Raw genomic sequence first — 21,520 nt, 5'->3', positions numbered from 1 at the left:
TTTTCAGGCTTTTTATCGATCATGACCTGCTGGATCATAAGCACCATCCACAGGAGACGATCATGCTAGAACTTCGACCTTTCACTTCCCTGGGCGGCGCCCATCATGGCTGGCTTGACGCTCATCACCACTTCTCATTTGCCGAATACCATGACCCCAAGCGCATGCACTGGGGTAACTTGCGGGTCTGGAACGATGACATCATTGCGCCGGGCACCGGATTTCCCCAGCACCCGCACCGTGATATGGAAATCATCACCTACGTGCGTGAAGGTGCGATCAGTCATGCCGACAACCTCGGCAACAAAGGCCGTACCGAGGCCGGTGATGTGCAGGTCATGAGCGCAGGCACCGGGATCGCCCACAGCGAGTACAACCTGGAAGGCACGCCCACCAAGATTTTCCAGATCTGGATTATCCCGAACGAAGCGGGTCTGCCACCGTCCTGGGGCGCCAAGCCGTTCCCGAAAGGCGATCGCGAAGGCTTTGTGACACTGGCCAGTGGCAAGGCCGGGGACAGCGAGAGCCTGCGCATCCGTGCGGATGCACGCCTGGTGGCCGCGAACCTGAAAGCCGGGGAAAGCGCGGAATACCGCTTGGACAACGGACGCCGTGCGTACCTGGTGCCGGCCACTGGGGTGATTGAAGTCAATGGCTTGCGCGCACACGCCCGAGACGGCGTGGCAATCGAGGAGGAGCAGGTGTTGCGGGTGACGGCCATTGAGGACAGCGAGATTGTCCTGGTCGATTTGGCCTGATTTCAAGCACCGGTGGGAGGAGCATGCCCCCTCCCACTGGCGTATTGCGCCGTTACTCGGAGATCGCGCCGTCTACCAGCACCTGCGCCTCTTCCACGAGTTGCTTGAGGTGATCCTCACCGATAAAACTCTCGGCGTAGATCTTGTAGATATCCTCGGTGCCCGACGGCCGTGCGGCGAACCAGCCATTTTCGGTCATCACTTTCAAGCCGCCGATCGCCTGGTTGTTGCCCGGCGCGTGACTGAGGATTTGTTGAATGCGCTCCCCGGCCAGCTCAGTGGACGTCACCTGGTCTGGCGACAGTTTGCCCAGCAAGGCTTTCTGTGCCGGAGTGGCCTTGGCGTCCACACGGATCGCGAACGGCTCGCCCAGGGCATCAGTGAGACCGCGGTAGATCTGACTGGGGTCCTGGCCTTTGCGCGAGGTCATTTCCGCCGCCAGCAAGGCAGGGATCAGGCCATCCTTGTCAGTGCTCCACACCGTACCGTCCTTGCGCAGGAACGAGGCGCCGGCGCTTTCTTCACCACCAAAACCCAATGAACCTTCGAACAGGCCATCGGCAAACCACTTGAAGCCAACTGGCACTTCGTAGAGGCGACGGCCAATGCGTGCGGCAACGCGGTCGATCAGGCCGCTGCTGACCACGGTCTTGCCCACGGCCGCGTCAGCGCGCCAGTCTGGACGGTTCTGGAACAGATAGTCGATGGACACCGCCAGGTAGTTGTTTGGTGCCAGCAGGCCACCGGATGGGGTGACGATGCCGTGGCGATCGTGGTCCGGGTCGCAGGCGAACGCTACGTCAAAGCGTTCCTTCAGCCCGATCAGGCCTTGCATGGCGTAGCTGGAGGACGGGTCCATGCGGATCTGGCCGTCCCAGTCGACGCTCATGAAGCGGAAGGTCGCGTCGACTTCGGTGTTCACCACGTCCAGGTTCAGGCGATAGTGCTCGGCAATCGCCGACCAGTAGCGCACCCCTGCTCCGCCCAACGGGTCTACGCCCAGGCGCAGGTCGGCGCTACGGATAGCGTCCATGTCAATCACGTTGACCAGGTCAGCCACATAGCTGTTGAGGTAGTCATGGCGATGGGTGGTGTCGGCCTTGAGCGCCTGCGCGTGGGTGATCCGCTTGACCCCGGCCAGTTTGTTGGCCAGCAGTTCGTTGGCCTTGGCTTCAATCCACTTGGTGACGTGGGTATCGGCTGGCCCACCATTGGGCGGGTTGTACTTGTAGCCGCCACTCTGCGGCGGATTGTGCGACGGCGTGATGACGATGCCGTCGGCCAGGCCGCTGGTGCGACCACGGTTGTAGCAGATAATGGCGTGGGAAATGGCCGGAGTCGGCGTGTACTCGTCGCCCTCCGCCAGCATCACGTGCACGCCATTGGCGGCCAGTACTTCCAGGGCACTTGCACCGGCAGGCGTCGACAGCGCGTGGGTATCCAGGCCAACAAACAGCGGGCCATTGATACCCTGGGCTTCGCGATACAGGCAGATGGCCTGGCTGATGGCGAGTACATGCCATTCGTTGAAGCTCAATTCGAACGAGCTGCCACGGTGCCCGGAGGTGCCAAACGCGACGCGCTGGGTGGAGATTGCTGCATCAGGCTGGCCGGTGTAATAGGCCGTGACCAGTCGCGGGATATCCACCAGCAACTGGGCTGGCGCCGGCTTGCCCGCAAAAGGACTGATTGTCATGCATAAACCTCGGAAAGAAGGATTCGGAAAAAATGGCAGTTTACTGAGAGTTCGACTGCTGCGCGACGTTATAGATCCTACAGCAGCAAGAGAAACTTCACGCAGTCATCACGTCTGGGCCTGACGCAGCGCTTCACTGATGGCTGCCAAGGCAACATCCAGGTCGGGATGCCCATGAAAAGTGTGGCTCAAGCGCAAATGTTGCTGGTGCAAGCCGCTGAGACTGAACAGCTCACCCGGCGCAATCACCACCTGTTGGGTGAGCAGGCGCTGGAACACCTGGCGCATGTCGACTGCCCGCGTGGCGCCCAGCCAGAACGTCGCCCCGGCGGTTGGCGGACGGTAGGCCACTTGTTCCCCCAGGTGCAGGTCCAGGCGCTGGCACATGTCCTGTGCCTGCTGGCTCAATTGCAGGCGCAGCGCTCGCAAGTGCACGTCGATTCGCCCGCTTTGACAAAGGCGCGCAATGGCGCGCTGGCGGATCGACGACAGCCGAAAGGACCGCAGCAGGAATTGGCGCTGCAATTCGCCGCTCATGCGTCGAGACAACAGGTAACCATAGGGCGCTTCCGAACCCAGTACTTTCTCGAAAGAAGAAAACACGATCAGTCGCTCTGGGTTGACCAGTTCGCGCAGGGCTGTCTGGGGCTCTGTGAAACCCAGCTCACCAAAGGTGTCGTTTTCCAGCAACCAACAGCCGTAGCGTTCCAGCATCTGCGCGACGGCCAGACGCTCAGGGGTCGACAGGACGAGCCCTGACGGCAGGCTGACCCGTGCTGACAGCAACACCAACTGCACAGGTTCATCGCATAACAAGCGGTCAAGCGTCGTCACGTCCAGGCGACCTTCCAGCGTCCAGGGCAATTCGATAACGCGCACGCCAGCATCCTGGAACAGGCGCAGTACCAGCCAGTCGCAGGGCGATTCGACAACCACCGTGGTCCCCCTCAGGCCCAGTACGTCGATGAGGATGTCCAGCACACCGCGCAGGTCGGCGCCGATGTAGACGTCATCGGCATGCCAGCAACGCGTGGGCGACGAGGTGTAACGCGCCGCCAGCACGGCACGCAGCTCCCAGACACCGCATGGCTGGGACCAGGGCTGCAGTTGGCGCGGGTAGTGGCGTACCAGCTCCCGCTCCAGGCGCAAAAGGCTGCCATCCAGCGAAGCCAGCAGCGCCGGTTCATCACCACTGAGCACCACCATGCCCGGCCGGCGCGCCGCAGCGTAGAGCCGATCGAGCAGATCGCCTCCGGCCCACGCCAGCGGGTTGGCCGACAGGGGCCAGGCGTAATAGCCCGATTTGGCCACCGAATAGACCCTGCCCTCCTTCTCCAGCAGCGAGTAGGCGTACTGTACGGTCGAGATCGATACCTTAAGGCGCCCCGCCAATTGCCGCAGGGAAGGCAGTTTCACCCGTGCATCAGTGCTGACTTCGTTGATCAGGCTGATCATGTAGCGGTAAACCGCCTGATAAGCGAAGTCGGCCGGCCGTTCGCCGCGCAGTGTCATCGACCGGACGATTGACAGGCGTGGACGCTGTCATAAGCCAGGGCATCGCTGCTGTGCAGGTCTTTGCCGCTGGCGATAACCGCTGGACGCTTGCGGTAGAGGTGCTGTAGCAAAGGCATTGGCAAGCCGCTGGTGTCGGTGACCCACTGTTGCAGCATGTCGGCGCAAGGCTTGCCCTGCAGGACCTTGTGCAGCTCAGGCAGGGCAACCAGCATGCCTGGATGACAGTGGCGCAGATAGCCTTCCAGACGCTCCCCATGGTGGATAAACGGCGAAAACAACAGGCAAATCAATTGCGTCTCGTCATGGCCAAAGAACTGCTGGGCGTAGGTGCTCGCTTGGATGCGCCCTTCACGGGTACCCGCTTCGGCGAGCACCGCCTCAGGCATGCGCATGCGACTGAGGTAGTGGGCCGCTTGCTGGAGAAACCCCTGCACGCCCTCTTCATAATCCAGGTCTCGCAGGCATTGGGCTTGCAACCCCCGCAGATGCGCCATCAGCAGCGGGTTGGAATAGGCTGGATGGCTGAAGTGAAACCCCAGTGGGTCTGGGGCGAAGGCCATGAACTCGGTGAGCATGGGCGAGGACGGGAGGTCTACGCCGTCCAGTAAATCGGCAACGCCAATGTAGGACAAGTGACGGTAACCCGTCTTGCTGGGGTTTTCATGGGCAACATAGTGTTCGCCGTACACCTCACGGTAATACCCCATGCTCAGTTCCTCCATGCGCGCGAACAACCCTGTGAGGGAGGACGGCCAGGCGTCCGTCACGTCGACCCCGGCGCCTTGTGACGTGTTCTTGAGCCAGGCCAGAAACTGGCCTTGCTTGCGCGGCGAGTCGCCGCTGACCAGCGCATGCACCCCGCCGTTCCAAGTGGTGACGCGCTGGTAGAAATCGCCAAGTGCCAGGTAGGTATCACTGCACAACGTCGCGCGGCAATCACCGGCACTCAGGTGGCCCACCATCAACATGTTGCGTTGACTGGCCTCCCGGCCAAGCGCAGAGGCCGGTCGCAAGGCGTTGAAGGGCAATACCTCCTGGTTTTCCACCATCAGGAGCTCAACCCTTGGATCATCGTGGAGAAACAGGCGGCCGTAGCCCTGGTTGAGGCTATTGAGCCGGCCCTCCGTCATCCCCGCGTAGCGTAATGTCGCAACCCGCAAGTGAAAGGTGCGCGGTGCCCGGCCAGCAATCGTCAGTTGCGCAGCACGCAACAGCGCCAGGGTGTAGCTGCTGACTTCGCCACCACCGTGGGCAACCAGTATCTTGTAATCCCCGACCTGCTCCATGCCTCCCGCCGCCACAACGATTCGCTGGACCAATAACTGGAGTGCTGTTCGTTCTTCGCGATTAAAGTAACCGATCAAGCGTTGCAGAACTTGCTGGTAAACATAATTCATAGCCTGTTCGTGAATAGTGCTCATCGTTTTACTACCTGAGTTGAAATATGAGTTTCAAGCAACTGCTGACAGTGTTTGTTCGGCCTGCCATGTCTGTAATAAATTCGCGCACAGCCGTGTGCGCCAACATCTAGACACTAGCACCGCGCAACACTTCGACACGGCTGCAGTCGGGCAAGGGCTTGGCCCTGCAAGCACGCAAACCACCGAATTTACTGGGTATAAATAAACACAGCCGCAGTCCTAGGACCGTTCCGACAAACTCTTACGCACTTTTAACCAACTATTTAAAGAAACGTCCGACCCGCAATTCAACCAACTTTCCCACTTATCGGGTTGAGGCTTATGCGGAGCGCACGTTTTTCCCTGGGGCAACGCATACGGTGCGACGTTAGTTTCAGTCGCCCGTGACAGGCATGTCAGATATTCAATCATTGCTCAGTCCTTGAGATGAAAGTGAAGCTGCAATTATCAGTGCTGGAATAATGATTAATAGATACAGAACCCCGCCGAAAACCAGTGCAGATGAATAACGGCCAACCTTTAAATGACGCGCACACAAAGACGCCGCACTGGAATTCAGGGCGGCGTCAGGGGGAAAGTCAGGATTCAGGGGTTAAATAAACAACCAGGTAGCACAACAGCGGTAAGGGTTCAGCCCTGTCAAATGGCGTATTTGCCCCATACGCCAGGTGACAGGAATACTCGTTTGCGAATATTCCTACATCCTAAACAGCTTCAACCTGCAACGCGACACGCTCGCGGCACGGGCATTCGTCCATGTAGCGGTGCGCTTCCACGAACTGGCTGAACGGAAACACCGTGGTTTTCAGCGGTACCAGCACGCGGTCGGCCGTCAGCTGGTTGATATCCCGCAGGGCTCGCTGCAAGGCAACCTGGTCCTGGATAATGCCCAGCTCGGGCTTGCCGGTGAAGTTACCAATGCAGTGCACAAAGAACTGAATATTCTTCTGGAACGCCGCACACGCCGGGAACGGTGTCTGGTTACCGCCCTGCAAGCCATACAAGACCAAGCTGCCACGCGGTGCCAGCACATCACCGAGCAGCGACATCTGAGGGCCGCCCAAGCCATCGAACACCACGTCCACGCCGCGGTTGTCGGTGAACTTGTTGATTTGCATCAGCAGGTCCTGCTCTTCGGTGACGATGACCTTCTCTGCGCCGAGGGACAGCAGGTACTCACGCTCCTCGCTGTCCTTGGTAGCCGCAATCACCCGCACACCCAGGGCTTTGCCCAGTTGCACAAAGGATGGGCCGGCGCAGTGACTGGCGTCAGTCACCAGGGCGAATTGCCCAGGCTTGACCCGTGCCAGATCCATGTAGGCAAAGTACGCAATCAACAGCGGCGTGTAGTGCACGCTGGCTTCGATAGGGCTCAAGACATCCGGATAACGGGTCAGGGCCGAACGGGGCAGGACGATCTGCTCGCCATACACCGGATAATCATTGGGGCTCTCGGCCGGAAAACTGGCCACCTTATCGCCCACTGCCAAGTCGTCCACGCCATCGCCTACGGCGACCACGACACCGGCCATCTCGTGGCCAAGGCCGGACGGCAAGCGTGCATGGGAAGACGCCAGGTTCTGGCGCCACAGAATGTCATACCAGCTGATGCCAATCGCTTCGACACGCACCTGCACTTCGCCCGGTGCGGGCTGCGCGGCTGCATGCTCTTCGCATTTGAGCACCTCGGCCGGACCAAACTTGTGAAAACGGATCGTGCGGGACATCGCAAACCTCGTCAAAGTAACCTCTAATGCCATGAACTCTATCTGGGCTTTCCGGGTAAGACCACCGGTCGCCATTAATAGTCGACATGCCTGTCATTGATTCCGCAACTGAGGAATAGACCTCAGAGCTTGTAAGAAAACTCAATTTTCCTGTGCAGAGTAACAGCCTTTACCCGTAAGATTCATGCCGGTCATTCTTCTTACATGGCTGCTCTCGTCAAGTTTGCTGACTCTTCCAGGACACAAGATGAACCGTAACGACCTGCGTCGTGTCGACCTTAACCTCTTGATCGTATTCGAAACCTTGATGCATGAGCGCAGTGTGACCCGCGCTGCGGAGAAACTGTTCCTTGGCCAACCGGCGATCAGTGCGGCGTTGTCACGCCTGCGCGGGCTGTTTGACGACCCGCTGTTCGTGCGCACTGGGCGCAGCATGGAGCCGTCTGCCCGGGCAGTAGAGATCTTCGCCCTGCTCTCCCCGGCCCTGGACTCGATTTCCACTGCCGTCAGCCGCGCCGCCGAGTTCGACCCGGCGACCAGCACCGCCGTGTTCCGTATCGGCCTCTCCGACGACGTCGAATTCGCCCTGCTGCCGCAACTGCTCAAACGCTTGCGCGCCGAGGCCCCCGGCATCGTGCTGGTGGTACGCCGCGTCAACTACATCCTGATGCCCGGCCTGCTGGCGTCCGGCGAAATCTCCATCGGCGTCAGCTACACCGCCGACCTCCCGGCCAACGCCAAGCGCAAGGTACTACGCCGCAGCCTGCCCAAACTGCTGCGCGCCGACAGCGTACCGGGCTCCTTGAGCCTCGACGACTTCTGCGCCCGCCCCCACGCCCTGGTGTCCTTCGCCGGCGACCTGAGCGGCTTCATCGATGAAGAACTGGAAAAACTCGACCGCAAACGCCACGTAGTCCTGGCCGTACCACAGTTCAACGGCCTCGGCACGTTGCTGGCGGGTACGGACATCCTGGCAACCGTGCCGGACTACGCCGCCGAGGCATTGACCTCGGCAGGCGGCTTGCGCGCAGAAGACCCACCGTTGCCGGTGCGCAGCTTCGAGCTGCACATGGCGTGGCGTGGGTCGCAGGATAATGATCCGGGAGAGCGTTGGTTGCGGTCGCGGATTCAGATGTTTTTTGGCGATCCTGAGAGTCTTTAGGCGTTGTCGGGCAGGCTGTTGGTCTGATCAGCCTTTCTACAAACCATGGAGCCCCATTCACCTGCAGCCTGAGCAGCTGGTTGTGCCGCTTTGCGTAACGGACACGCAGCGATCAATCAATGGATGGCTCAGTTTTTATCAAGAAAAAATCTTCTCGAAACAGACGCTTAAGCTCACCCCGGCGTTTTGAGAACAGTGAGAAGTTACTTGCCACATCCTGGATATTCTCTGTGACCGTTACAAGATAGCCCTTATTAAGCTTTTCAATAGGAAAGCCTGCTGCAGCAATCCGCTCAAAATCGACCTCTTCAGCGAACTCATCGCCGTAGAACATGGCCCAACCTATATTCGGCACGTCCGGGTTCAAAGCTGACTTGAATGAGCCGATCTGAAAACTATTATTTTTCTCATGAGGGCCGAGTTCGGGTTCACTGAAAAGGTGCAGCATTCCAAGTTGAGGAGGAAAAATTTCACACCATGTTTTGAAGAGTGAATACCAATCGACTCTCTCGCTACTGGCCGAGCGATAGCTGATTGCGCCTGGAACCACCTGCCCCCGGGCGTTGCGCGCAGTATGAACAACGCTCCCAGAGCCTTTAACCTTTTTTTTTCTCCGCCAGGCAAAGTCTTGGTAGAAGTCCGACAATGCGCCATTAATCCGTATGGCCGCCTTGGACGCCCAGCACGCCTCACTCGCGGCCATGCCCATGAAAGACTCCACGAACTTATCCGCGTTGTGCGACACCTGCTCTGGAACCAGTACGCCCCCATCCCGGCTTAACGACGCAATGAACGCCTCTCCAACGCCCCATCCAATAGTTTCAGACTTCGTCCTGATTGCGATCTGCACGTAAGGCTTCATATGTCTTCAAAATCTCGTCAATTCACGCGTGACAGGATTGTATCTATAAACCTCCCCCCCGTGCTCTCCACCTGGCGCATCACCTCCCTCGAAATACCATTTGTTCTGGAGCTGACCACAATATTCAAGGGTTGGCTGGTATCGAGTGCGACCTTGACCTGCGCACGCAACTGGTTGGACATTGAAAGATTGAGTACATTCTTGATCTCCAACATCCCCCCTACGTTCTTCCCCCACATATCAGGAATCGTTGTTACTTTTGCGCCGTTAGCCAGCTCGACAGTTACCAGGCTGGTATTTTTCACCCCGCCCATATCATCAAAGGCACTGATGACTTGCCGTTCAAACTCAATGCCATTTTGGCGATTGAGGGTAATCTGGGGCAATTTGCATGGCCCAGTGTTGTGGACCCAGGTCTTCAGCTTGCCAACATAGAACGTATGCCCGATATCAACTGTCAGGTTGAACGTTTTACCCACCGGCTGGAACAGCTCCAGGGACTGGACCCGAGTCGAGACGTTTTCGCTGGCGCCGTCTCCCAGCGACTGCAGCAAGTCGCCAGGCTTGAGATTGATGGCTGGGACAAAATCGTGTTGGGCTGGAACGTAGAATGGGTGCGACGGGGTCACCAACAGCGTTTCGCCCTCCGCCGCACCGTCTTTACGAATACTCTCCAGCTTCAGGCGATAGATCGGTTGATCCGTGCGCTCATGGGTTGCCAGGATGGCCGCGGCAAACGGTTCACCGCCGTGTTCAGGTTTACTCCAGACGATTTCGCCGACCTTGAGCGTATCGATGGCGCGATCCCCTGACGGGGTCGCAACCATCGTGCCTGCGGCGAAACAGCAAGGACCGCGCAGCTCGCTCGCCACAACGCCCTTGAGCTCGTTGCTTGCAACGCCGGTCACACCACCAGGAAACTTGACGCTCGCGGCCCCCAGGGCTCCGACGACGATGTTCCCGAGACCGTTCCAGGTATCGCCATCGATGACCTGTTTACCCCCGTAACCCGCCTGCAATACTCCATTGGCAGCTGCGGCGATACGAATAGCCGAACCCAACGGACCTGACAGTGCGTAAATCGCCGGCGTCCCGATGTTTGCCAGGCCCTGCTGTTCGTTGCTGATGCGCAAATAACCTTGCGCATCCCTGTACACCATCTCGTTGGCCGTTTGTTCTCGGCTCCAGAACGGATTCAGTACAGAGACACCGTCCACTGCACGCAACGCATCGGCATAGGCGATTTTCGCCTCGGTCGTGCCCGCAAACGGATAATCACGGATAGGAACCGGTCCATTCTCTATCAGCATCTTGACGCTGGACGCGGCAACTTCAGGGCCATACTTGAGCTGCGTCTCGTAGGCATAGACTTGAAGATAGGCCTTCAGCTCACTTGTTTCCGCAGCGGATAGGGAGGTAGGGTCGTTATGGAACTTGGCCAGCAAATCATCGCTACGATGATCAGCGCCCTCAAGCGTGGACAACTTCCTGGCGGCGTCGAGGCTTCCAGTTTCCTCATACTCGTTACGAGCTCGATCACGCACGGCTTGCGAATGATTTCCCAGGAAATTGTACTGGGTGGCATTCGCTGCCACCGAGGACGCAATGGCGGAATCACCACCGGATGCTACCGCCCCCAGCACACCGGCAATCTGCGAGAGCGCCATCAGGTTCGCTTCGGCCCGGATATATTCAGGGGAGCCCTTTACCAGGTTTTCCGGCAGGAGCTGGTCGCCCAACAGCCCGACTAAAAGCTCGTTGGCGCCACCGGCAATGGCACCCGTGCGGAAATCACCGCCCATGGCCTTGGACAGCAGGCTACCAAGACCCGCGTGCAACAGGATTTTTTCCAATCCACCTTCGGGCAGTCCCTGATCACCGATTTTCCCGGCCCCGATTGCCCCACCAATACTGGCGGCAGTACCCATCGCCGAGCTGGCCAGGTTGTCCTGGAAGCTACCGCCATACACCGCGGTCTTGATCACCGCATCCGCGGTCACCTTCAAGGCAACAGTCTGTGCACTTTGAAGATCGAAACCCATGCTGCCGGGGCTGTAGTTGAGCCCTTGCGCCACACCCGCCGTCGCGATCGAAACGCCATAACCCTTAAGGCTGTCCTTGGACGTGACATCCTTTAAAATCGCACCGAGGTTGCCCCGGTTATCGATGGTGCTGACGGTCGCCTTGGTCGCAACGCTGACGGCGCCCGCCTGGGCCATGGTGCTCCAGCCGGCCATCATCGGCCCCATCACCGCAGCCAGCGCAATCGCGATGATCAACTGCGATGCAGGCCCCAGTCCCGAGGTGTTGTACTTGAAGGATTCGTGAATCTCCTTCACTTGCCGCCAATCCACGTCACCGCGCTTCTCGGCTTCCTGGAGCCATGCCAACTTCGGATCAGCCTTGACCATCGCGTCGATGGTCTGACTGACCGTCTGCTGATTGACCTCCCTGACATCGATTTTCAGGCCTTCGACAGCCTTGATGGTGATTGCTCCAGCCGCCGTCAGTTGGCTCTGGCGAAGTGTTTCGTCGGTATGGCCCTTACCTTTGGATGAGTTCCAGAAAGCATTGTTGTTGGTTTTGGTATGGCTCTCATCATGAAGGTCCTTCACCCCCTCGAAAGTAATGCTGCCACCACTGTCCAGCGTGAGATTCTTACCGCTCTCAAGCTTTGCAACCTGGTAACGCTGGTCATCTCCACTCTTTAGCGTCAGGTCTCCCCCGGTCTTGATCTCGCTCCCCACATTTGTCACTTGGGTCACTTCATCGTGGCGGGTCTGCAATTTGCCGAAACTGCCCTTCTTTTTCTTGTCGTAGAGCGAATAGTCACTGTCCTGTGCTGCGAGCAGATCCAGTTGCCCACCCGCTACCAGATACGCCTCATCTCCAGCATTGATCCGGCTGGATACCAGCGTCATGTCCTTACCCGCACTGAACACGACATCACCACCCGCCGTCACGTTACTGGCGATCTGCTTGACGTGATCCTCTTGCGTCTTGAGCTTCTTGGACTTGGAGTAGGAATGGCTTTCGTCAGCTGCAGAACTCAAGGTCAGGTTCTCGGCGGCCTTCATGCTGATATCCCGCATGGCGTCGATATCGCTGCCAATCACCGAGATATCACGACCGGCGCTTACCGATACGTCACGGCCGACCATCAGGTCGGAGCCATATTGGCTAACGCCGCTGCTTTGTCCCCGGCCGGCTTCGCTACGGTGTTGCTCGGCAGAGACAATGTTGACGTCACGACCGGCAGTAAGGGTCGTATCACGGCCGCTGTACATCACGCTGCCGGCGCTGGTGATATCACGCCCGGCGCTGATGCTCAGGTCGTTTGCTGCCTCGATGCGTGCAGCGCTGTCGACATAGTCCTGGGTCTGGGTATATCCCTTGATGCTGTAACCCGTGGTCGAGGCAGTGCGCTCACTGACCACATCACCGCCGATCGCGACCATGCTGACATCGCGACCGGAGATGATCCCCCCGGCCTTGTTGACGATATTGTTGCTGGCCAGCAGATCCAGACGATTGCCGGCCTCGATAAGGCCGCTGTTGACGATATTGTTACCCGCCATCGCGCTCAGATTGTTCGTTGCACGCAATGTCCCGGCATTCTGCAGATCCTGACCGGCAATCAGCGTCACATCCGCGCCCTGGATCAGCGCCCCGTTCGGCGCCAGGCGATTGGTCGCCTGGGCCAGGTAGAGCACCGGCACCAGGACTTTCTCACCATTCACTTCATGCTCTTCGAGCCAGACGATATCGTGGGTCAGCGCCGCGACCTGCTGGGAGGTCAGGCTGACCCCAACCGACAGGTCGAGCTGCTGCTTGCTCTTGATGGCGTTGTCCATCAGGTACTTGTAAAGCGCTTCGTCGGAGGTCTGGCCGTCGATGAAACGCTGACCGGTACGCTCGACCACCGCCTGCTGGATCAGCTTCTGCTCATAGAAACCGTCGCCCAGGCGTTTGGCGCTTTGATCGGGGTTGTAACCGAGGTTCGCCAGCAGGTAGTCCGAACTCATGAACTGCTTGAGGTCGGTCAGTACCGGGTTGGTTTCGATCAGGTACTTCTGCGGGTTGGACCTGCCCGAGGTGTCCGGCAGGCCCTGCACGCGATTGATGACCTGGCTGCCCACCGTGGAAACCACGCCCGCCTGCCCCGGCAACTGGACACTGCCGGAATCGCCCGGCGCACTGACACTGATCACGCTGCCGGACACCCCAGCGCCCGTGGCCTGCCGGGTAGTTTGTTCGAGTTGAAGAGTGCTCGCGGCGATCCGCGCCGCATCGCTGAACTGCAGGTTGCGCGCCTGGACGTCATCCGCGCCCTGTTGGCGCTGGGCACTGCTGACTGTCGCGCTGCCCATGCTCCAGCTCTGTGGCCCGGCACTGGTTTGGCTTGCCTGGGCCGCAGAAGCGCCCTGCCCGCTCAGGCGGAACAGACCGTTTTGTCCGTCCGGCAGGCTGAAACCCCGCGACGCCACGGGGTCCACCCGCTGCTGGGACAGGTTCGGCGGCAGTTGTGGGTTCAGGTAGACGACCGTCGGCTTGGCCGCGCTGCCGACCTGGGTACCGGTCCCGGTCTTCGTCGTCCCGGAGAACTGGGTATTGGCGTGCAGGTTGCTGTTGTCGATGGTGTTCTTGGCGTTGATCTGTATCGCCTGCCCGGCCTGGACCACCGAAGCGACACTGCCACCCCCGGCGGTAAACACTTTGTTATCGCTGCTCAGGGTGCCGGCCAGGATGCCGGCGGGAATGGCCACATCCGGTCCCTGACCGAATTTGGTGTTCACGGTTGTGGTTTTTTGTTTGCCGTAATCGTTGAGCTCGGTGTGAGTCCCGCCTTTGTCGGGCTCATGCACGGTCTTGGTGTATCGGTAGACGTACTGGGAATATCTTCGCGCGTAGGCGTCCAGCGCTTCGTTCGCGTAAGTTTTGTTAGTGAAGATATTGCGCACGCCGGTATAGACCCGGTTACGGGCGAAGTTGCCGGCCTCCAACCCCAGGTTCTCGAAGGTATCCACGTTCAAGCGAATATTCTTGCCAGCAGAAATCGTCGAGGCGGTGTTGGAAAAGCGGCCGACATCGCCATCAATGTTTCCGGCCACCGCCAGGCTCGCTCGCGTGCCGCTGATGGTCGACTCCGAGGTGTAGTTTTCGGCGATATAGAACGTGCTGCCGTTAAACGTGATATCGCCCGACACCAGCCGCTCTTTGCCGATAACCCCTTCGGTCTTGTTGTTGAAGCTGTTCGCCGACAGCGAGAAATCCCCGTCGACATTGATCGAGGACGCCAGGTTGGTCACGCTGTTGGCGCGACCGCCATTGAGTCCCGAGATGTTCAGGTTGCCGATGCTGTAGACATCCCCGTTGTCGTTGGTGAAGTCATTGACCAGCAAGCCCATGTTTCGGCCGCTGAAGATCAGGCCGTGATCGTTCACCAGGGTGGGCGTCTTCAGCGTCAGGTCCTGGGTCGCTCCCAGCGTGCCGGTGTTGCCGATACTATTGGCGGTGACCGCCATGGAACCGCCGGACGTCAGGCGCCCGGCGTTGCTCAGGCCACCGGCATTGATCGTGGTATCCCCGCCACCGGCAATGCTCGTGGCAGTGCCCAGGGTTACCTGGGCCGCGCTCAAGCCCAGGGTGCCGACGCTGCTGTAGCGCCCGTTACCACCATAGGTGCCGGCCAGGGTCAGGTTGGCCGTGCCGTCACTGGCGATCAGCCCATCGTTGTTCCAATTGCCACCGTTGCCGGTCAGGCTGTCCGAGGCCAGCAGTTGTCCGCCCGCCGTCTGGTTGAGGGTGTTGACGTTCACCGTCAGGCGCCCGGCCTGGATCACGCTGCTGTTGGTCCAGTTGTCCGCCGTCAAGGTCAGGCCGCCACGGGTTAACAGGCTGCCGCCGGCGTTGGTGATATTGGCGGTGCTGATATCAAAGGTGCCGTTACCCACATGCAGCAGACTGCCGCCCATATTCTGGAAGCTGCTGGCATTGAGGGTCAGGTCGCTGTTGGCGGTTTCCAGCTTGCCGTTGCGGTTATCGAACAGGCCGCCGATCTGGAAGTCGGTCTTGCCGCCGGAGCCCAGTGCACGGATCTGGCCGGTCTGGTTATCGAGGCTGGCCGCACGCACGCTCAAACTGCTGTCGCTTTCAATAACGCCCAGGCGGTTGTTCAGCGCGCCGTTGAGGCTGAGGTCGATGCGCTGGCCTGCGATCTGTCCGTCGTTGTCGCCGCTGTTGTCGAAGTTTTTGCCGCTGACCTGTACCAGGCCCTGGGCGTACAGGCCGCCGTTGCGGTTGTCGAAGTCGGCGGTGGTGATCAGGGCATCGCCGCTTTGCGCCGCGATCCGCCCACCGTAGTTGTCGATCCCGCCAAGGGCCCTGAGGTTGAGGCGCTGGGCCTGGATGATGCCGCCCTGGCGATTGTTGGCCAGGTCATAGCCGTTTTTCAGCACGCCGACGACATGGGCTTCGAAAGCGCCCTTGAGGCTGGCCAGGGTGCCGCCACGGTTGTCGAGGCTGGCCGCGCTGACACTGAGGTCGCCATTCTGGCTAATCAGCTTACCGCTCTGGTTGTCGATATCGCCGCTGACCGTCAGGTTGAGTGCACCTTGCCCTTGCAGGGAGCCGTTGCCGTTGGCGAGGCTCGCAGCGTCGACACGGACGCCAGCGTTCTGGCTGTAGATCAGGCCGTCACTGTTGTTCAGCACGGCACCGCTGCTGCTGATCACCAGGTTGTCATTGGCCGCGACGGTACCGCGATTGCGGTTATCCAGGCTGCCGGTGAGCAGGCTCAGCCCCCCTTGGCTGACGAGTTGGCCGCCCTGGTTGTCGATCTGGCTGCTGCGGCTGATCACCAGTGGTCCGCCGCTGGCGAGCTGGCCGTTGCTGTTGGTCAAGGCGCCGAGCAGGTCGAGGCTGACTGCGGCCTTGCCGCTCAGGGTACCGTTACGGTTGTCCAGGGTACTGCCGGTGAAATCCAGGGCCTGTTGTGCGCTGATGCTGCCGCTGTTGTTCAGGCTCATAGCTTGCAGTGTCAGGGTGGCGGCGCTGTCGATGGAGCCGCCCTGGGCGTTGTTCAACAAACCGCTGACGGTCAGGCGCTGGGCCGCGCCACTGGAAAGAATGCCGGCGCTGTTGTCGAGGCTGGCCGCGTTGACGGTCAGGGCTTGCTGGCTGACCAGCGCACCGGCATTGCTGTTGAGCAATGCACCGCTGACGTTGACATCAAGATTGCCGCTGCGACTGGACAGCGTGCCGCTGTTGCGGTTGTCCAGGCTCGCGCCGTTGACGGCCAGCCCCTGCCAGCCGGAAATCAGGCCGCCCTGGTTGACCAGGCTGTCGCCGGCCACGCCCAACTGGTTGCTGCTGATCAGCTTGCCGCCGCTATTGTCCAGGGTCCGTGCGGTGAGGTTGAAGCTCTGGCTGCTGGACAGCTCGCCGCCCTGGTTGTTCAGGTCACGCAGATGATTGAGGGTCAGGGGGCCCTTGGCCTTGAGCAGGCCGTTGCGGTTGTCGAGATCACCCCCCGCCAGGTCGAGGCGGATGGCTTGGTCGCCGAGCAGGCGGCCGCCGTTCTGGGCCAGGGCGCCGAGGCTCAGGTCGATATCGCCCTTGGCCGAGACTTCGCCTCCATTGCCGGAGTCCAGGCGGCTGGCGTTGATCGTCAGGCCGGCCTGGCTGTTGATCAGGCCCTTGGCGCTGTTGTTCAGGGCCATGGCGTTGAGGGTCACGGTGCTGGCACCCAGCAGGGTACCGCCCCTGTTGTCGAGGTCGGCGCTGCTGACGCTCAGGGCTTGGGCGGCGTTTATCAGGCCCTGGTCGCGGTTGCTCAGTTGACCGCTGGTGGTCAGGTCGAGGGCGCCCCGGCTGGTCACGGTACCGCCGCTGTTGTCGAGGCTGGCGCTGCGTATATCGAGCGCGGCGGCCGCGATCTGGCCCTTGAGGTTGCTCAGTGCCTGGTTGATCCGCAGAGTCACGGCCTGGTTGCTCAGCAGTTTGCCGCTGCTGTTGTCCAGGCTGTCGGCGGCCAGCACGAAGGCCTGGGCACTGGAGATTTCACCGCCCTGGTTGTTCACGCCCTTGAGGTTGTTGAGCCGCAATGACGGTGCGTTGATCAGGCCGTTCTGGTTGTTCAGTTGGCCGTTGTTCAGGTCCAGGGTCAGTGCCGTGTTGCTGAAGAGCTTGCCGTCCTGCTGGTCCAGGCCGGTGACGCTGGCGACCAGGGCCTTGTCGCTGCCGATGCGGCCGCTCTGGTTGCTGACCTGCCCTGCCGTCAGGGCGAGGCTGTCGCTGCTGCTCAGGCTGCCGGTGCGATTGTCGTAGGCGCCGGTAGTGACAGTCACCGCACCTTTACCGCTGATCACTCCCAGCCGGGTGTTGTCGAGACTGGCACTGTTCAGGTTGATGCTGCTGTCGCTGACCAGGCGTCCACCCTGGTTGGCCAGTGTGCCGTTGGCCTTGACGTTGAGCGCGCCGCCACTCGACAGACTACCGGCCGTGTTGGTCAGCCCGACGCTGCTGACGTCCAGCCGGCCTTCGCTGCTGATCAGGCCAGCGCTGTTGTCGAGGTCAGCGCCGAGGGTGAGTCGTGCGTCCTGGTCGCTGAATAGTTGGCCGCCGGTGTTGTCGAGGGCCTGGCCGTCCAGCGTGACGCCGGTCTTGCCCTTGAGCAGTCCCAGGTTGCGGTTGAGCACTTCGGCCATTTCGAGGGTCAGCGTGGTATCGGCAAGGAGCTTGCCGCTGTCGCTGTTGTTCAGGCGCTTGCCGGTCAGGCGAATATCGGCACTGCTGGAGAGTTCACCGCCGCGGTTGTCGATAACGTCGACATCGAGTGTCAGCGCTTTTGTCGCCCCTACCAGGCCGTTCAGCCGGTTATCCACGGAGGCGCCGCTCAAGGCTAGCGCGCTGCTGGCGATCAGCTTGCCGTTGCGGTTATCCAGAGCAGCAATGTTCGCTGTGACATCGGCTTTTCCGGAAACGGCACCGTTGCTGTTATCCAGGCTGTTGGCCGTCAACAGGATAGCGCCGTCGCCCACCAGGGTGCCGCCCTGGTTGATGAACGCCCCGTTTACGCCGAGGTCGACCGCACCGCGGCTGCTGATCAGGCCCTGGCTGTTGTCCAGGCTGGCGCTACGACTGTCGAGAGAAGCCGCGGCCACCAGGCCCTTGATGTTACCCAGCGCCTGATCGATACGCAGGGTCAGGCCCTGGTTGCTCAGCAGCTTGCCGTTGCTGTTGTCGAGGCTTTTCGCGGCCAGGGCAAAGGCTTGGGCACTGGAGATTTCACCGCCCTGGTTGACGACCACGTCGAGGTTCTTCAGTACCAGCAGCGGGCCGTTGATCAGGCCGCCACTGTTGTCCAGGCGGCCGTTGTGCAGGTCCAGGTTCAGTTGGGTCTTGCTGAACAGTTCGCCGCCCTGTTGGTCGAGGCCGGTGACGTTGGCCGTCAGATCCTTGGCACTGGCAATACGCCCGGAAGCGCCGTTGTTGACCTGGGTTGCCGTCAAGTCAAGGCGGTCGCCACTGGTCAGGCGGCCACCCTGGTGGTTATCCAGGGTGCCGGTGGTGACGCGGGTCGCACCCTCGCCGCTGATCAGGCCTTTCTGGCTGTTGTCGAGACTGCCGCTGGCAAGCACCAGGCCCTGGTCCGTGAGGATCGACCCGCCCTGGTTGAGCACCGCGCCGAGACTGTCGATCGACAGGTCGGCGGCACTGCCGAGCTTGCCGGCCGTGTTGTCCAGGCTGCCGACCGTAAGGCCCAGCGCACCTTCGCTGCTGAGCGAGCCGGTGTTGTTGAGCAGCGCGCCATCGAGGCGGATATCCAGGCCCTGCAGGGCGGAGATGTTGCCGCCACTGTTATCCAGGGTCTTGCCGTTCAGGTTGACGCTGCCCCTGGCGAACAGCCGGCCCTGGTTCTGGTTGATCACTTGCGCCACTGCGACGCCAAGATCAGTCTCGGTCAGCAGCTTGCCGCCATCGCTGTTGTCCAAACGCTGCCCGCTGACACTGACGGTGCTGTGGGTGCTGGACAGCTCGCCGGTACGGTTGTCGATCTGCTCGACATTGACGGTCAGGCCCTGGGTGCTGGCGACCGTGCCGCCATTGCGGTTGTCGAGGCTCTTGCCGGTCAGCCGCATGGAACCCTGGGCCACCAGCGCCCCGCCCTGCTGGCTGAGGCTGTCGATGCTGGCTTCGAGGTCACCCTGGCTGGCAATACGGCCCTGGGTGTTGGCAACCTCCTTGGCCTTGAGACTGACCGGGCCGACTGCGCTGAGCAGGCCACCGCTATTGTCCAGGCGGGTGCCTTCGAAGCCGACAGCCGCCTTGGCGACAAGGTTGCCCTTGTCGCGGTTGTCCAGTTGATCGACCAGCAGCTTGAGGTCTTTGTCGGCCTGGATCAGGCCGCCACGATTGTCCGCCGACCCTCCGCGTACGGTCAGGTGGTCCTTGCCCGCCAGGCTGCCGCCGCGGTTGTCCAGGCTGCCGGTGGTCAGCTCGATGCTGCCCGTGGCGCGCAGCTTGCCCTGTTCGCGGTTGTCCAGCGCGCCGTGAACGGTGGCACTCAGCGTGCCGTCCGCCGCCAGCACCGTGCCCGCCGCGCGGTTGTCGAGGCTGGCGGCGGCCAGGGTCAAGGCCTTGCCGGAACCCAGGGTCCCAGCATGGTTATCCAAGGCACCGCTGAGGTCGATGCTCAAGCCCAGATCGCCGGTAATCTGCCCGCGGGTATTGTCCAGGCTGACGGCCTTCAAGGTCGCCAGGGTTGAACCCGACAAGGTGCCGTCACGGTTATTGATCGCGCCGCTGGCAGTGAGGCTGAGCCCCCTGTCAGCCGCGATCAAGCCGGACGTATTGTCGAGGCTGGCGACATTCAGGGTGACATCGGCCAGGCTGGAGATTTCCCCACCGCGATTGCCCAATGCACCGACGTTCACTACCAGGTCGCCGTTGCTGGAGATCAGACCGTCCCGGCCGTTCGCGGCCTTGTCGGCGGTCAAGGTCAGACGGTCGGTGCTGAGCAACCGCCCCTTGTTTTGGTTGTCGAAGGTGCCGGCGGTGACGGTGGTCTGCCGCTGCCCGCTGAGGGTGCCGCCCTGGTTGTTCAGGGTCTGGGTGGTGGTGATGTCGAGGTCACGGCTGGCAATGATGTTCTTGCCGGCGTTGTTGAGGCTCTGCGCGCTGATGCTAATATCGGCGTTGGTGTTGCGGGTGTTATCGGGATTGACTCCGCTTTCGATGATGCCATTGTTGGCCAACTGGCCGCCGCTGGTGAGGGTTATGCGGTCCTTGGCGACAAGGTTGTTCTGGCTGGTCAGGTCGCCTCGGGTTTTCATCTCCAGTGTGGTGCCGGCGTAGGCCGACCCTTGGATGTTGGCGCTGACGGCCTCTATGTTCACTGCACCGTCGGCGGCGACTTTTGCAACGGTCAGGTCGCCGTTGCCGTCGATCTGGATGTCGCCTGCGCTGGCAGCCATCTTGCCATCGAGTTTTACCCCGACACCGGCTTCGCTGCTGACCAGCTTGATCGCCCCGGCGTACATGCCGCCCAGGGCTGAAGAGTCGATCGCCAGTTGCGGGGCTGTTGCTGGGTCGGCCACTCGTGCGGTGGCCTTGAGGGTCTTGGCATCGACGTCGTTGGCACCGGCAATGATCGTCAGGTTCTTGGCTTGAATCTCGGCATTGAGCTTGGCCGAACGGGTGATGATTTCGAACTGGTCGATGTTGTTGGCGTTCAGGCCTGCGCCTTCGATGGACACGCTGCCTTGATCGACTTGGTAGCGACTGATCTGGCCGTTTTCGATTACCGCTTTACCGGTGGTCAACGTGGCTTGCGGGGTGTTGATAAACCCGCAGCCGTTACAGGTAATCCCATACGGGTTGGCCACGATGACATGCGCCGACTGCCCCGCCACTTCGGTGTAGCCGCGCAGTTGGCTGGGGCTGCCGCCGTTGACCTCATTGAGAATCACGCTGGCAGCCGTACCATTGAGGTTCTGGTTGCCGAGGATGATCCCACCCAACTGGGTCGACTGGGTCCGACCGGTCGCGTTGTTGAGGATCACGCCCTGCGAACCAACGTTGTAATCACTGAACTGGTTATGCGACAGCCCACTGCCATTGGGCGCGGCAATGTTGACGATAGGCACGCCGTTGCCCGCCTGGCCGAGCGTCGTCCCCGGCGCACTGACCACAATCCCGTCCGCCTGCGCCAGCAATGGCTGCCAGAACATGGCGTTGGCCAAGACCAACGCAAGCCCGCGCTTGGGCAAGCCCAAGAAGTTGGAACGGCTTTTCACGGCTGCAGAAGGTTGGCGCGCAAGGAAGGCGAGCTGGCGAACGTCCATGTCATGTCTCGATGCCCGAGGGGCGGTAAAAA

General features: G+C 60.7%; 8 protein-coding genes. 2 read left to right on the top strand and 6 right to left on the bottom strand.

Annotated features, from left to right (window positions below; translation table 11 throughout):
* The first annotated feature begins 62 nt into the window (after window positions 1-62).
* Window positions 63-758 (top strand): pirin family protein, encoded by a 696-nt coding sequence (locus ATH90_RS13415; protein WP_034105409.1) that lies wholly within the window; start codon window positions 63-65, stop codon window positions 756-758.
* A 52-nt stretch (window positions 759-810) separates the two neighbouring features.
* On the opposite strand, the gene pgm is transcribed toward ATH90_RS13415, so the two are convergent.
* The 4 genes from pgm to ATH90_RS13395 all read right to left on the bottom strand — a co-directional run bounded on the left by pgm (window position 811) and on the right by ATH90_RS13395 (window position 7,117).
* Entirely contained in the window at window positions 811-2,454 is a 1,644-nt protein-coding gene (pgm, locus tag ATH90_RS13410) for a phosphoglucomutase (alpha-D-glucose-1,6-bisphosphate-dependent) (RefSeq protein WP_069023853.1), read from the bottom strand.
* 108 nt (window positions 2,455-2,562) lie between these two features.
* Window positions 2,563-3,966: an aminotransferase-like domain-containing protein gene (locus ATH90_RS13405; RefSeq protein WP_098466481.1), complete on the bottom strand. Its 1,404-nt coding sequence runs from the start codon at window positions 3,964-3,966 to the stop codon at window positions 2,563-2,565.
* Window positions 3,963-5,390, bottom strand: coding sequence for a hypothetical protein (locus ATH90_RS13400; RefSeq protein WP_098466480.1), 1,428 nt, complete (start codon window positions 5,388-5,390; stop codon window positions 3,963-3,965). Before ATH90_RS13400 ends, ATH90_RS13405 begins: the two co-directional genes overlap by 4 nt.
* Before the next feature lie 704 nt (window positions 5,391-6,094).
* On the bottom strand, window positions 6,095-7,117 hold the full coding sequence (locus ATH90_RS13395; RefSeq protein WP_034105416.1) for a zinc-dependent alcohol dehydrogenase family protein: 1,023 nt from the start codon (window positions 7,115-7,117) through the stop codon (window positions 6,095-6,097).
* A 247-nt stretch (window positions 7,118-7,364) separates the two neighbouring features.
* Here ATH90_RS13395 and ATH90_RS13390 point away from each other — a divergent pair, with 247 nt between their 5' ends.
* Entirely contained in the window at window positions 7,365-8,279 is a 915-nt protein-coding gene (locus tag ATH90_RS13390) for a LysR family transcriptional regulator (RefSeq protein ID WP_010210548.1), read from the top strand.
* Window positions 8,280-8,391: 112 nt separating this feature from the next.
* Here the strand turns inward: ATH90_RS13390 and ATH90_RS13385 are convergent, their stop codons facing one another.
* Window positions 8,392-9,129, bottom strand: coding sequence for a hypothetical protein (locus ATH90_RS13385; RefSeq protein ID WP_224265895.1), 738 nt, complete (start codon window positions 9,127-9,129; stop codon window positions 8,392-8,394).
* 29 nt (window positions 9,130-9,158) lie between these two features.
* Window positions 9,159-21,488: a two-partner secretion domain-containing protein gene (locus tag ATH90_RS13380; protein ID WP_098466479.1), complete on the bottom strand. Its 12,330-nt coding sequence runs from the start codon at window positions 21,486-21,488 to the stop codon at window positions 9,159-9,161.
* Between the last annotated feature and the right edge of the window lie 32 nt (window positions 21,489-21,520).

It is taken from the genome of Pseudomonas lurida (assembly GCF_002563895.1).
Taxonomy (GTDB): domain Bacteria; phylum Pseudomonadota; class Gammaproteobacteria; order Pseudomonadales; family Pseudomonadaceae; genus Aquipseudomonas; species Aquipseudomonas lurida.
The sequence above is the reverse complement of the archived record's forward strand: the minus strand, read 5'-3'. Positions and strand labels throughout refer to the sequence as shown.